General features: G+C 35.5%; 15 protein-coding genes, 1 tRNA gene, 2 pseudogenes and 1 riboswitch. Of the genes and pseudogenes, 4 read left to right on the top strand and 14 right to left on the bottom strand.

Annotation, left to right across the window (positions count from 1 at the left end; genetic code table 11):
* The first annotated feature begins 21 nt into the window (after positions 1 to 21).
* Positions 22 to 321, top strand: coding sequence for a YbaB/EbfC family nucleoid-associated protein (locus tag QM450_RS03010; RefSeq protein WP_061863007.1), 300 nt, complete (start codon positions 22 to 24; stop codon positions 319 to 321).
* A gap of 40 nt (positions 322 to 361) precedes the next feature.
* Here QM450_RS03010 and QM450_RS03005 read toward each other — a convergent pair whose 3' ends face one another.
* The 10 genes and pseudogenes from QM450_RS03005 to QM450_RS02960 form a co-directional block, all read right to left on the bottom strand.
* Positions 362 to 2,125 (bottom strand): glycerophosphoryl diester phosphodiesterase membrane domain-containing protein, encoded by a 1,764-nt coding sequence (locus QM450_RS03005; RefSeq protein ID WP_414319604.1) that lies wholly within the window; start codon positions 2,123 to 2,125, stop codon positions 362 to 364.
* 8 nt (positions 2,126 to 2,133) lie between these two features.
* On the bottom strand, positions 2,134 to 2,724 hold the full coding sequence (locus QM450_RS03000) for a 3'-5' exonuclease (protein ID WP_414319603.1): 591 nt from the start codon (positions 2,722 to 2,724) through the stop codon (positions 2,134 to 2,136).
* Between the two features lie 69 nt (positions 2,725 to 2,793).
* A complete protein-coding gene (locus QM450_RS02995) occupies positions 2,794 to 3,285 on the bottom strand; it encodes a DUF536 domain-containing protein (RefSeq protein ID WP_049504976.1) in 492 nt (163 codons plus the stop codon).
* Positions 3,286 to 3,461: 176 nt separating this feature from the next.
* Positions 3,462 to 4,340, bottom strand: coding sequence for a tRNA pseudouridine(55) synthase TruB (gene truB, locus QM450_RS02990; RefSeq protein ID WP_414319602.1), 879 nt, complete (start codon positions 4,338 to 4,340; stop codon positions 3,462 to 3,464).
* A gap of 10 nt (positions 4,341 to 4,350) precedes the next feature.
* Positions 4,351 to 5,625, bottom strand: a complete 1,275-nt coding sequence (locus QM450_RS02985) for a DUF2130 domain-containing protein (RefSeq protein ID WP_414319601.1) — start codon at positions 5,623 to 5,625, stop codon at positions 4,351 to 4,353.
* An 80-nt stretch (positions 5,626 to 5,705) separates the two neighbouring features.
* Positions 5,706 to 6,503: a formate/nitrite transporter family protein gene (locus tag QM450_RS02980; RefSeq protein WP_414319600.1), complete on the bottom strand. Its 798-nt coding sequence runs from the start codon at positions 6,501 to 6,503 to the stop codon at positions 5,706 to 5,708.
* Positions 6,504 to 6,892: 389 nt separating this feature from the next.
* Positions 6,893 to 7,690 carry a formate/nitrite transporter family protein gene (locus QM450_RS02975; protein WP_075230563.1) on the bottom strand — a complete coding sequence of 266 codons (798 nt, stop codon included), beginning with the start codon at positions 7,688 to 7,690 and terminating at the stop codon, positions 6,893 to 6,895.
* A gap of 71 nt (positions 7,691 to 7,761) precedes the next feature.
* Positions 7,762 to 8,417, bottom strand: a pseudogene (locus QM450_RS02970) (hypothetical protein).
* A 25-nt stretch (positions 8,418 to 8,442) separates the two neighbouring features.
* Positions 8,443 to 8,859: a hypothetical protein gene (locus tag QM450_RS02965; protein WP_414319599.1), complete on the bottom strand. Its 417-nt coding sequence runs from the start codon at positions 8,857 to 8,859 to the stop codon at positions 8,443 to 8,445.
* A 115-nt stretch (positions 8,860 to 8,974) separates the two neighbouring features.
* Positions 8,975 to 9,484 carry a QueT transporter family protein gene (locus tag QM450_RS02960; RefSeq protein WP_414319598.1) on the bottom strand — a complete coding sequence of 170 codons (510 nt, stop codon included), beginning with the start codon at positions 9,482 to 9,484 and terminating at the stop codon, positions 8,975 to 8,977.
* Positions 9,482 to 9,579: riboswitch (PreQ1 riboswitch) on the bottom strand. (Overlaps the previous gene by 3 nt.)
* Positions 9,580 to 9,607: 28 nt before the next feature.
* On the opposite strand from QM450_RS02960, the gene QM450_RS02955 reads away from it, so the two are divergent.
* From QM450_RS02955 to QM450_RS02945, 3 genes are all read left to right on the top strand, one after another.
* Positions 9,608 to 10,042, top strand: a complete 435-nt coding sequence (locus tag QM450_RS02955) for a GtrA family protein (RefSeq protein ID WP_414319597.1) — start codon at positions 9,608 to 9,610, stop codon at positions 10,040 to 10,042.
* A 70-nt stretch (positions 10,043 to 10,112) separates the two neighbouring features.
* Positions 10,113 to 10,490, top strand: a complete 378-nt coding sequence (gene mscL / locus QM450_RS02950; RefSeq protein WP_414319596.1) for a large conductance mechanosensitive channel protein MscL — start codon at positions 10,113 to 10,115, stop codon at positions 10,488 to 10,490.
* Between the two features lie 108 nt (positions 10,491 to 10,598).
* A tRNA-Arg gene (locus QM450_RS02945) sits at positions 10,599 to 10,670 on the top strand.
* A gap of 143 nt (positions 10,671 to 10,813) precedes the next feature.
* Here QM450_RS02945 and QM450_RS02940 read toward each other — a convergent pair.
* The 4 genes and pseudogenes from QM450_RS02940 to QM450_RS02925 form a co-directional block, all read right to left on the bottom strand.
* Positions 10,814 to 11,194 (bottom strand): hypothetical protein, encoded by a 381-nt coding sequence (locus tag QM450_RS02940; RefSeq protein WP_414319595.1) that lies wholly within the window; start codon positions 11,192 to 11,194, stop codon positions 10,814 to 10,816.
* The gene (locus QM450_RS02935) at positions 11,191 to 11,610 is read right to left on the bottom strand and encodes a hypothetical protein (RefSeq protein ID WP_414319594.1); all 420 of its coding nucleotides are present in this window, start codon (positions 11,608 to 11,610) and stop codon (positions 11,191 to 11,193) included. Before QM450_RS02935 ends, QM450_RS02940 begins: the two co-directional genes overlap by 4 nt.
* Positions 11,611 to 11,682: 72 nt before the next feature.
* Entirely contained in the window at positions 11,683 to 13,473 is a 1,791-nt protein-coding gene (locus QM450_RS02930; RefSeq protein ID WP_153225505.1) for a DUF262 domain-containing protein, read from the bottom strand.
* Positions 13,474 to 13,633: 160 nt separating this feature from the next.
* Positions 13,634 to 13,739 (bottom strand): annotated as a pseudogene (locus tag QM450_RS02925) (IS5/IS1182 family transposase); the annotation flags it as partial.

Below are 13,739 nucleotides of genomic sequence, written 5' to 3'. Positions count from 1 at the left end.
GAAAGGAATCTTAAAAATCTTATGATGAATATGCAAAACATGATGCGTCAAGCTCAAAAACTTCAAAAACAAATGGAGCAAAGTCAGGCTGAACTTGCTGCTACAGAATTTGTTGGAACTTCTGCTCAAAACCTTGTAACTGCCACACTAACAGGAGACAAGAAAGTTACAAAAATTGATTTCAATCCAGCAGTTGTTGACCCAGAAGATATTGAAACTCTATCAGATATGACAGTTCAGGCAGTGAATGCAGCTCTTGAACAAATCGATGAGACAACTAAAAAGAAACTCGGTGCTTTTGCAGGGAAATTACCATTCTAATAGCATAAAAAGAGGCTGAATTCAGCCTCTTTTGTCTTATCTAAAAAGTAAAGAATTCCGTTGCCTTCTTTAAAAGTAAATCAGCGTATTCTGGGTCTTCCTGGGCAGTTTCAAGTTCTTCTTGTACCATTTCCAAATTATCCGTAATCATGCCATCTACTCCTAGATGAAGCGATTTATTAAAGGATTCCGAGCCGTTAATCGTCCATACATAGAGCTTCTGCTCTGTATTCCAGAGCTTAGTCACAAAGTATTCGTCCAAAGTAGAATACTCCATGGTATAGCCGGTAGCATTTGTTCTTGGGAAAACGGAATTGTAGGGCAGGATGAAGAAGACTGGAATCTCCTTATCATACTGGGTTACTTTTTCAATAACATGGTAATCTAGTGATTGCATCTGATGACCATAAACTTTGATTTTCGCCCCATAACGTTCTAGAAAATGATCCATCATTTGAGCACTATCATTTTTACTGGTTTTAATCTCAATGAGTAGTTTTTGATTTAGTTGGTTGGCACGATTTAGATAATCATCAAAGCTGGATATTTTAGTCTGATAACCATTTTCAAAAATATCTATCTGCTTCAACTCATCTAAAGTTAAGTCTTGCGGTGTTACATTTAATCCCGCTAAACTTTTTAGGTTAGCATCATGCATCATGACAAACTGACCATCCTTGGTTTCCTGCACATCCATCTCAACTAAATCTGGTTTTAACTGAGCTGTTTTTTCTAAGGATTCAACTGTATTTTGAACTCCATTTCCATTTGAGACACCTCTGTGAGAGATGACAAGTGGAGGATTGACTACGGGTGCTTCTAGATAAATATAACCCTCAATCGCAAAGAAGACACTGGCGCACCCCATTACACCCCATCTCATGATATGATCTTTCTTTCGTCTTGGCATAATATCCAACTCCTCACCAGTTAAAAAGGAGGTAAACTTAACCAAGAAGTAAGTCAAAGCCATATAGTGGATATTTTTAATCAAAATATAGTTCGAAATAGCAAGAATCAAAGATTCTCGATGTGTGAGACCATCTACTAAAAACTGGACAACCAATAATGGGATTAGAAGTAAGTAAAAGAAAAGATTTGTTTTGACAACAATGAGAAAAAGATGCCAAGCGTAAAACCAAAAATGATTTCTGGTTTTTTCTAGACTGTAGACCACAGCATCCTTGACTGTCATCTTATCATAAAAGATTTTTGGAAGAACAAAAACCAACTTAACAGAAACGCATAGGAAGAGGATAGACAAGATGATAATACCAATCCACCATATCCAATACTTGTCTTCCATATAAGTCTGAATAAACTCAGGTATCACTATTTTATTAAAATAATAAATTTTAAAAATCTTCCTGATAAAAGGAAAAAGCATGGCAACATAGAAGAAGATAAATAAGGCTTTTGTAATTGTCAGACCTTTCATAAAGACAAGACTCTCACGAAAGACCTTGCGACTATACTCAATCAAGGTTCGTTTTTCATGATAGAGAAGGTGTCGAGCCCCAATGAAGAGAAGACTAATTTGAAAATAGGCTACTAAAAGGTTAATGGCTATTAAGATTAAAAACCCAAAGCTGATTAAGGGCGCATTTTTGATAATCGCAAAAATGTTATTGTAAGAAATAAATAAATAGCCCGTCTGACTTAGTAAAAAACCTGCTATCAATGAGTTCAGTGGCAACCAAATATAATCTACTAGCATGAAGATTAAAAAAAATAGAAAGAGGATTTTATCCAGATTGAGGTAAATCTTTTTAAAACCCAATTTTTTAGGTTTTTCAGGTTTCATAAAACCTCCTAATCAAACAGCTGTGATAAATCTAAACCACCGAAAGGATTAGAGTTTAGACTACTCTTGGAGTCCAGTAAGATTCTACTTTCATCAGATTCTAGAAAAGCTTCATAAACACGCGCAGTCATACGAGCATCCTCTAAACTGTTATGAGATTGTCCCTTAAATCCTAGAAAGCTTGCAACAGTTTGTAACTTGAGATTTGCAATCCCGTGAAGATCCGAACTACGTCGCTTAAAAGCTTCATCATAGAGATCCACTTGATATTGGATACTATAATCCAAACTATGTTCCAATAGAATCGGTAAATCACTCTTAGCAGCATTATAGCCGACGATAGGTAATTGCCCAACAAATGCCTGAAAATCTTTGAGAACATCTTCCACCTTAGGAGCACCCTTCAAGGTTTCAGAAGTGATACCCGTTAAGCCGTTTATAAAACTTTTCAATGGTACATCGGTATGAACATATGAGTCAAATGCTCCTACTTCTTCACCATCTTTAAAACGGACTGCAGAAACCTGAATCAAGTGAGTTTTATCCTGGTGTTTATTAAATTCCAGATCAAATGAAATGTAATCTCTTAATTTTTCCATCTTATCCATTCCTTACTGTATTTGAAAAAGAAACTACTTGGTTATACATAGAAACCAAGCAGTTTTTTCTTATCCTCCAAATAAGCGAGCAAAGAAGCCTTTCTTCGTTGCTTGTACTTCTTGCTTAGCCTGATCCAACTCCAACTGAAGGGTTTCTTGGTCCTTCATAGCTTGTAGGGTTAACTGTTGTTGTTGATCCAATTGCTTATCTTTTTCTGCGATTTGACGGTCTTTGACACGCATCTGTTCATCTTTTTCAGCTAACTGTTTGTCTTTGGCCTTTAATTGCTCATAAAGACGGATGATTTCAGCGTTCTTTTCATCAACAAGAATCTCCATTAATTCACGTTGCTTCACATCATCACTAACAGGTTCATCTTCAAAAATGGTCTTTTTGTAGATTTCTTCAAGCTTAATCAAGCCACTACGAGTTACCACAGTGACTCCTTTATCATTTTTAGTCGTATCTTCTTCAGGTAATTCCTTGACACGGTTATTGATTGCTTGGCGGGACAAGCCCAAGACCTCAGCAATCTCACTAACAGTCATCTCAATACTCATAATATCCTCTGAAAGTTTTCTAGCTTTTCTTTATTTAAATATTATCATAAGCAAGCAAAACTGTCAAATATCACCGTGTTTTCAACCCTTTTTCAAAACAATCTCTCTTCTAAACTAAATTGTCTTTCAGCTTTTTTAAACTAAACATCAGTTTGCAATTTTACCACCAGCTCTAATCAATTGAAAACCTTTCTAGGCTTATAGAGTTGATCCCTTTTCTCTAAAATGGCTAGTAATTTTTCACCTTCAAAACCAGCCAATTCCTTCTCGGTTTGTTCCAATTCAATAAAGCGACCAAAACGCACTTCTTCTGCCTGCTCTGGAGTCAAATATACCTTGACCAAGTCACCTGTCCCAATCTCCAAGGAATGAAGAAAGTCTAATTCACCAGCTTGTACTTTTTCCTCAATTTCATTCAAGGTCAAAGCATCATCTAACTGCAAGCCCGCAGCGCTTGTTCGTGTTAAATGAGACATATGAGCTGCATAGCCAAGTTTTTCTCCCAAGTCGACTGACAAGGTACGGATATAAGTCCCTTTGCTACATTTTACACGGAAACTAAATTGAGCAAGATTCTCCACATAGGAAATGGGACTGGTTCTTTCAAAACTATAAATCGTCACCTGACGTTCTGGACGTTCGACTTCCTGACCAGCACGCGCATACTCATAGAGCTTGCGACCATTGACCTTAACAGCTGAGTACATTGGTGGAATCTGAGTGATAGGACCTGTTAGACTAGCAATCGCTTGATCAACAAGCTTTTCATCTAAGGGAGACAAGACTGGTGTCTCAGCAACCACCTCACCACTAGCATCCTCGGTTGTTGTAGAATATCCCAGAGTAATTTCACCCTCGTAAATCTTACCTTCGTCCTGCATAAACTCAACCATGCGAGTCGCCTTCCCTACAGCAATGGGTAAAACACCCACCACATCAGGATCCAAGGTCCCACCGTGACCAATCTTCTTAGTTCCCAAAATCTTTCGCAGTTTAAAAACTGCATCATGCGAGGTCATCCCCGCTTCTTTTTTTAAATTGATAATACCGTTCATATGTTGCTTTCTACTCCCACTTCAATGCTTCAAACTTAGCTTTCATGGTTGGATTCTTCCGAGTCAATTTTTTAACGGAAACATCTTCCAGCTTGTTGTTTGCAAGGCGGAGTTGGTTTTCTGATGTTGTCAGGAATTTCTTGACTTCTTCCATTCGCTTAATTGCCTTGTCGATTTCGTCGATGGCCTTGCCAAAGTTGACAGAAGCTGAGTTATAATTCTTTGCAAAAGCTACCTTGAAAGCGTCCAAATCTTCCTCAAAATGCGTGATATCGATATTTTGCTCACGAACAAGCGCTAACTCCTGCTTGTATTTTAGGGAATTAAGGGCAGCATTGCGCAAGAGTCCAATTAGTTGAATAAAGAACTGGGGACGAATGACATACATCTTCTCATATTCATGGCTAACGTCAACAATTCCTGTATTAAAGTAGTCGTTTTCTGCTTCAAGCATACTTACCAAAACAGCATACTCACAGTCTTTCTCACGGCGGTCTTTATCTAATTCCTTGTAAAAGTCTGCATTCTTATGTTTCTTCTCTGTCCCGTCTGCTTCATTTTTCATCTCAAACATGATGGAAATGAATTCTAGTCCATTTTCATCAAAATCACGGAAGATAAAATCGCCCTTAGAACCACGTGCTGAAACCTTGTTGTCCTTTTCAAAGTAAGCATTTGGGAAGGCAAAGCTACGAACCTTGTTGAACTCACCTTCCGCATAGTGTTCCAGACTTTCACCAATAGCCTTTGTTGATTGTTGGGCTTTGAAGTTCTTATAGAACTCAACCTGCTCATTAGCCGCCTTAAGCTGGGCCTCATAATTTTGCTTGACTGAAGTCAGAGAAAGTTCGTTTTCTTTTTCTTGTAGAAGGAGCTGATTTTTTACCTGATCTCTTTCTTTCTCTAAGTCAGATAATGTTTTTTGGAGTTGGTTCTCATGCTCTAAGCGCAAGGTAGCCAATTGATTTTCGAGAGCTTGGACTTCTTTTTCTTTCTCTAGCAAGCTTTGACTTGCACTTTGCTCCACTTCTTTCTTTGCTAATTCTTTTTCTGTATCAAAGTTGTTAATTTGACTTTGAAGCTGGGCAATTTCTTGATCTTTTTGAGCCAGTTTTGCTTGTTGTTCATTTAAGGCTTTTTGTTCCACCAATGTCAATTCTTGTTTGATTCGTTCATGCAATTCCTTATCAAACTCTGCAGTGCGAACTTGAGAAAGCAGTTCTGCATATTGACTTTCATTGACTGTAAATACTTCGCCACAATTGGGACATTTAATCTCGTTCATGTTATTCCTCTAAATTTATCTATTCTACTTTCATTATAGCATGGATAAACAAAAAGAAAAAGTTGGAATGAATCCAACTTTTAATCTACGTATGTATCTTCGTTTTTATTTAAGAAGGCGTAAGGTAATCCCATGAGTAGACCACCACCGATAAAGTTACCGATGAAAGTTACACCCCAGTGACGAAGAATATTTCCAATACCGAAGTTTGCGATTGAATCAGCAGCAACACTGAATTTCACAATAGCAAATGATGCAAAGTTTGCGGCGATGTGCTCGTTTGTTAAGAATACAAACATGTAAATGGCTGAAAGAACCAACCAAAGTTTAGCTCCACCATCCTTAACTAAAACGAATGAAAGAATCGCGATATTTACAAAGACATTAGCCAAGATAGCTTCAAGCAAGATAAGTTCATTTGAACGGCCCAACTTCATTTCCACAACTCCAGAAATAAAGCTATCATGGGTAAGGTTTGCATAAGCTGCTGAATGGGCAAATCCCCAACCTGCTATAAGAGCACCGATTAAGTTGAAGAAAGTACAGTATAGAAGAATTTCAGCTGTTTTTCTCCAGCTAATTTTTTTCAAAAAGCTACCAGCTGTCAAGAACATCATGTTAGATGTTACTAACTCAGCATTCAAGAAGACAATGTAAGCCAATCCCCAAGCGAAAACAAATGGAAAGAGGAAACGTCCACTACCAGGAGCAAGCTTATTAATCAAGTCAGCTCCAACTGCACCAGCTGCTGTACTAAATGTTAAGAATGCACCAGCAAACATTGAACGGATAGCATACTTGAATTTACTTTGACTGTAAAGACTTTCCTTTTTCTTACAAGCAAATTCAATTTTTGAGATAAATTCTGAAGAAACCATATAAACTCCTAAAACTTTTATTTGTGAATATTATAACATAAAATCGAAATTATGGAAAGGCTTTCTTAATTCTATTTACAATATTTTTATCACTTGTAGCAATCGTTTCCATTTGCTTTGTATCAGTATCTTTAATGTTTTCAACCCTTTATTTTCAAACTCTCTATTCTATATATTTAATATGTGTTTTCACTTTAATCTATATTGAATTTACAAAAAAGCCTCTTTAGTTTTCAGCTAAAGTCCATGAACTAATAATATGTTTAAATTTATAGACAGAGAAAATAACGTTTTTATCAAAAGGTTATTTGGCCAAAAAAATCGAGGTCTGGATTTTTAGTCCCGACCTCCTCTATTATTAATATTCATTTTATTTTCAAAAGCTTGTACTAATCAACATAAGTCTCTTCATTTTTATTAAGATAAGCGTATGGTAAGCCTATCAAGAATCCTCCACCAATCAAGTTAGCAATGAAGGTAACACTCCAATGACGTAGGATATTAGGAATATCAAAGTTAGCAATTTGGTCAGAAACAATGCTGAATTTAATAATGCTAAAGGATGAAAAGTTGGCTGCAATATGCTCGTTAGATAAGAAAACAAACATAGAAATAGCTGATAAGATAATCCATAGCTTAGCACTGCTATCCTTAACTAAAATAGAAGATAAAATAGCAATATTTACGAACATATTTGCCAAAATCCCTTCCAACAAGACCAACTCACTAGGTCGTGCCAACTTCTTAGCTACAATCTTTGGAAGATAACTGTCGTGTGTCAGGTGTGAAAAAGCCGATGAATTAGCAAAGCACCAACCTGCTAACAGAGCACCAACTAAGTTGAAAAAGGCACAATAGAGCAAAATGACAAAGGCTTTTTTCCAATCAATCTTCTTCAAGAATGTTCCAGCTGTCAGATACATCATGTTTGATGTGACCAATTCAGCATTTAAAAATACAATGTAAACAAGTCCCCAAGCAAATACAAAGGGAAAAAGAAAATAGCCAGCACTTGGAACGATGCTATTGAGTAGATCAGCACCTATAGCCCCAGCGGCCGTACTAAAGGTTAAGAAAGCACCTGCAAACATCGAGCGAATGGCATATTTAAACTTGCTTTGGTCAAATAGACTCTCTTTCTTATGGCAATAATAATCAATCTTTGAAATAAATTCTGAAGAACTCATATAAACTCCTTAAAATATAATCATCAACATTATAACATAAAATAATTTAAGTGAAAATTAAATTTTACTTTTTACACTTGAATATTTTTAGCGCTAGCAAAAGCTTCAATTTCTTCTGCAGTCGCCCCCAGCAGCTCTGAAACACACAAGTCGACAATATCTGATAAAACAGAATCGCAAATATATTCATACTCACCATGACCATATTTACAAGTGAATAGAGGGAGCCTTGTTGCTGATTGATAAAAATTGAAAGCCAACACTTGCAGTTTCTCTGGTAGAAATTCAAGTTCCAACTCTTGTGCAAGTCCAGCTCTCACTTTATCCTACTCTTCGCCTTTTGACTGGTAGTTTTCTCGTGCTTTTTTGAGAAATTCTTGACAGAATTTTACTAACAAATCCTTGTTTTGGTAGAGCAAACGACAAGAAAAATAAGAGATAGAAGCAGCATGAAGTAAGAAGGTAAGCAAGTCATTAAGGCTTTCTGCTACCCGACCAACTTGGCCTTCACTCCCTATAAAGCCGATACTCTGATCTTCAAGAATTACATATTCTCCCCCGCTACCGTCCTGGGCAAATGCATGGCAAGCTAAAGAATATTCCTCATTGTTATAAGGTTATAAGAAAATTGTACTTCTCTTATTTCATCATAAAAATAAATATCACACTCTGCCAATAGCAAGTTTCTTAAATGATTATTGTCTCTGATTGCTTCTAGTTTTTCCATTTTCACCTATCCTTAGACTAAAGTCCTACCAATTGATGATAACTTTAATATGATACTTTTTCGTCTCATTTTTTAGATTTCTGACAAGCTTATCATTCTCTTTTGATTGGCCAAAGAAATAGGCTAGAGCTTTTCCGCTCTTTTGTTCAATACACAAAAAATATCTAGCACCATTCAATTTAACACTTGGAATAAAATCGACCTCAATCTTTTTAATATTATTCAGTGGTATAATGCGCTTTCTAAAAACATAAGAATTATGGATATAAAATCTTCCCTTAGAAATATGAAACGGGGCGAAAAAGTTTCCACCACTTTGACGCACAATGACATAACGACGCCATAGAATCAGTAAAAGAAGGAAGGAAATAAAGTAAATAGCAAAAGTCAAAACCGAGCTTTTCATCATTGATTTTAGCCCAATTAAAAAATAATCTATCATAATTAAAGCTCCTTTTTACCTTATTATATCACTTTTATTGTATAACTAGTTTTATGGACAAAGAAAAAGACTGAACAACGTTCAGCCCTTTTCACAAATATTTGATGTGATATCTTTATCTGGTCAAATCAAGTCGTTTCCCGATTTTTCCGATAAGAATAGCACCAACAATCAAGGAAGCGAATTCTCCGATAGCAGTTGTAAACCAAGTTAAGAAGAAAGGTGCTTCTGCTACAATGTTCAATTCAGCAGCAATGGTGATCATTGACATCGAAAAAAGAATTGAAAAGAAGAAATGATCTTTACGAATCAATCCATTAAAAAGATAGTCTTTTTTATATTTGCTAAACAACCATACACCTAAACTTAAGAAGACAAGCGTAGAACCTCCACCAACTGCGACATCGATGATTCCAAAACTGAAGAAATTAGCAATCATACAGCCAAGAGTAACACCGATAATGTACTTAGGATTGTAAAAGGCAAGAAAATTCATCATTTCAGAGATACGGAACTGATAAGCACCGTAACTGATAGCATTAAGGGGTGGTGTGATTGTCAAAACCACATAAATTGCTGCGACAATGGCAATATCCGCCATATCACGAACAGTTAGTTTTTTCATGTTTTCTCCTTTAGCGACAATAGCGCGTCTAATATGCTTGGTGAAAGAAGCTAAGCACCAAGGGTTGAGCAAGTCAACCTTACAAGTATAGCACATTTATCTCCTTTATGCTATACTATTTTTATGAAAACATGCATAAAAAATTTTTTCGATAATGAAATCCTCTCCTACTTATTTTTCGGAGTTGCGACTACTCTTGTTTCTATCATTGTTCGCATCACGATTTTTTATCTTTGTAAACAAGAATTATTGGCGACTGCTTTGGGAAATATAGCTGGAATTCTGTTTGCTTTTTTCACCAATGATACCATTGTTTTTAAGCAGAAACGAAAACATTGGTTCAAGCGTCTGATAAAATTTACAACCGCAAGATTCATTACCTTCCTCTTAGACCTGCTTCTGACCTTTATTTTTGTGACAAGTTTCCCTCACATCATCGGTCAATTTGTAGGTGATAATCTCAATACTATCAATACAATTGAGACTATTTTTGCACAAGTTACTATCATAATCCTCAACTATATCTTCAGTAAAGTTTTTGTTTTTAAAAAACACTGAGCATATTACTTGCATTCAACAGATGATTAAGATATAATTTAGATTGTAAAATTTCGAAAGGAAAAAGATTATGTTAAAGGATCTTAAGAATTTCTTGCTCCGCGGTAACGTCGTAGACCTTGCTGTCGGTGTGATCATCGCTACTGCTTTTGGTGCTATCGTAACTTCATTCGTTAACGATATCATCACTCCACTACTATTGAACCCAGCTTTGAAAGCTGCGAAAGTTGACCGCATTGCTGAACTTTCATGGAACGGTGTTGCTTACGGTAACTTCTTGAGCGCTATCATCAACTTCGTAGTAGTTGGTACTGTTCTTTTCTTTGTAGTTAAAGGAATTGAGAAAGCTCAAAACCTTCGTAAGAAAGAAGAAGTTGAAGCAGCTCCAGCTGGTCCAACTGAATTGGAAGTTCTTCAAGAAATCAAAGCACTTCTTGAGAAAAAATAATCATCTCGAGGATTCGGTTCAATACTGAATCCTTTTTTACTTCTCCTTTTGCTGAGTTTAGAAAAAACTTGAGTTCAGCTCTCTTTTTTGATATAATAATTAAAGTTTCCACCCTTAGTGTAATGGATATCACGTAAGATTCCGGTTCTTGAGATGGGGGTTCGATTCCCTCAGGGTGGATATTTTATAAAGAACTTACCAAAATCTGTAGATAAAGCTGTAAGGATTCAGGCTCCATAATATTTCTAGTGGATAAACCCCCTAAAGATATTATGGAGCCTATTTTATTGTTGAAAAAGGTTTGCTTTTACCTTGGTTTCAGTCTAGATTTTTTTGATAATCGGAAAAGCCTCTGTAAGGACGTCTATCCCAAAATTAATTCCCTGTACTTGGTAGTGATAGATGGGGGCAGGATAAAATTTTTGAACTCTGTTTTTAAGGTGAGTGTCTATCATTTCAAGTAAAATCCCATCTGATAAATTGGGAAATTCTGATCCGCTAAGTAAATCTTCTTCTAGTAAATTCAGGTCCCACCCCTCATCAATAGATCTGCAGAAAAGAATCTTACCAAAATCAATACAGTATTTTAACTTTTGATCCTTTAAGCCCTCAAGAAAAATTTGCAGGTGATTTTTTTGAGAAAGTTGACACCGTAATTCATACCAATCATACTCTATTTCCTCTCCAATATGAACCCACTTCATCCTTGAACGACCTCTTCTATCATTATATCGCTTTCTTGATTCTTATAAAGAACTAGTTCAATGACTAGATTCTTAGCACAAATACGAAAATGAACCAAGTCTTCTTCAACCAAAACTCCACCCGCCCTATGAATCACTTCTGTAATCAGGCTACTAGTCTCTAGCTTACAAATAGGGGATTCAATCTCTGGCGAACTAGGAATCTGATGAAGAGCATCAAATAAGTTTCTATCTGTGATTTGGTAAAAATGACAGAAGGGAAATTTCAATCGAATCAGATGTTTCTTTCCCTTCAAAGTTATCGTAGAAATCTCGTCATGACTATTTTCACTAAAAGCTGCACTAGCTTCATATTCATCTTCTGGTACAGATTTCCACTCTAGCATTAAATCTTTCCCTCCACTATTTTCAATCATCTCATACGCTTTCTCTCTATAAAAATCTAAAGTAGTTTGAAAAACGCACAGCTACTTGTTATTGATTTACCGTTAAATCCATCCTTTTTCCTTAAATTCAGCAATACGAGCTAAATCCTCATCTGAAGGTTTATTGGAAACAATTTCTTTTGTAATAACCGAATACTCTTTGTTCCATTTTTTAAGAATTGCAATAATAGAATCTGAAATCCTGATATCTCTTTTCGAAATTGACTCTAAATTCCACTCTTGAATTTCAGAAAGTCCCATAAATTTTGTGATTTCGATCTTAGAAGCTGCATATTCTTTTTTCTTTTTAGCAAAGTAACCATTTCCTGCTATAATATTTAACTTCTTTTCAAATGGTAATTTATTGCCTATATGCTCGATTTTCTCTCGGATTTTATGATCTGATTCATCGATAAAATAGTTAGTTTGCCATTTTTGAGGAAAGATATGCTCGATTTCCCATTTACTTGGTAATAATGAATCCTGATGTTTATAAGCAAGTGTTTTAAGCAACATTCTCACCACATTACGGTGAGGATTTTGGATTCCTGCTTCAAGTTGAGCTTGGTCTAGTTCTTTGAAATCAAATTTAGGAATATCTGATACAACAATTGCTGAATTTAATTTCAAAATATCACCTTTAACAGCATTGATAGTTGGAATAAGAATGTATTTTGTCATTAGTTCAGCGAGTAATTTGTTTAAGAATCTTGCAAATTTATCCTCAAAGTTTTTATCCTTACGATAACAAATATAATATATAATCACCGGATATTTCCAGAACTCATTAGGATATGAAGTAAGTGTATCTAATGTTTGTTTTATCTTTATATTTGATGACCAACTCTCATCTTCCAGCACTTCACCTTTATTAATTACTTTCCATAATTCGATCATTACGAATAAATTATCTAATAATTCAGATTGATAAAGGCGTTCAAATTTGTTACTCGAATAGTATTTTCTGACACCAGGTGTAGTACTTTTAGTATCTTTTTCCAAAGCCCTAAGATAGAACATATAGTAATAAAATAATTGTTGGATACTTTCATTAGCTGCTGTAGCTTGTTCATCAAGCTCTTTCCAGCGTTCAATAAATGTTTCCTTATCTTTTCCCTCAAGATGGTTATAAATTTTAGCTTTAAATATATCAGCATCAGATAGCGGTAAACCTCTGTCATTTAGAGTAGAGAAAATAGTCAATGCTGTATCTTGGGTATCAGCAGTTATTGGTAAAAGAATAGCTTGATTTAATAGGGAATAAATGAACTGATAAATCATTAAGGGATTCTCACTTGAATGTTTATCAAGTAACTCCTGAAAATGAATATAATTTCTAGAATAATTATCTTTAGAATCTTTATTTGCTCTTCCAGTTTCGAGAATTTTACGAAGAATTTCATTACCTTCATTATTAACAACACGTGATGTTAGAAGAGTAGTCTTATAATCAACTGTTCCAGTCAGTTTATTAGTGCGCCAGATTGAAGGTTCAATCTTACCAATAAAATTGTTTGCTTCTGGAGTTCGTTCTGATAATGGAGAATTAAATAGCTTTGTGTAAATCGCTCTTAACAATAAAAACAGAGAGGTAATACGTTGCTGACCATCAATAATTTCCTGTTCACCATTATCATTTTCATACGAAACGATACTTCCAAGAAAATACGAACCTTCGCGTTCAGTACCCCCATTACTGACGGTAAATTCCCATAAATCTTCAAACAGTGTTTCAACCTGTTCATCGGTCCAAGCATAAGGACGCTGATATTCTGGAATAACAAATGGTTTTGTTCTTCCACTACCAAGTAGTGCTTCAACACTCTGCTTATTAACTTCTATTGTAGTTGGCATCTTAAACCTCCATATTATATTTGCTAAAATACTACATTTTTTATTGATTATTTTGAAAACTATATCAAATCGCTTTAACTAGCAATCCTACACATTTAAAACGAACTTTGGTTGACTATTGTAGCTCTTCCATCGCTTCTTTAATAGACTTCCTGCGAAACTAAAATCCTAGTTCACGGTTGATAATGCCAGCAATCAAATTCATTCGTAATCCGAAGCGTTTACGTCGATTTCGATAGGTTGTTGAAAATATTTTAAACGTTTTT

Origin of the sequence: Streptococcus infantis (assembly GCF_047464615.1) — a bacterium.
Classification (GTDB): domain Bacteria; phylum Bacillota; class Bacilli; order Lactobacillales; family Streptococcaceae; genus Streptococcus; species Streptococcus infantis_Y.
Note: the sequence above shows the minus strand (reverse complement) of the source record. Positions and strands in the feature narration are given on the sequence as shown.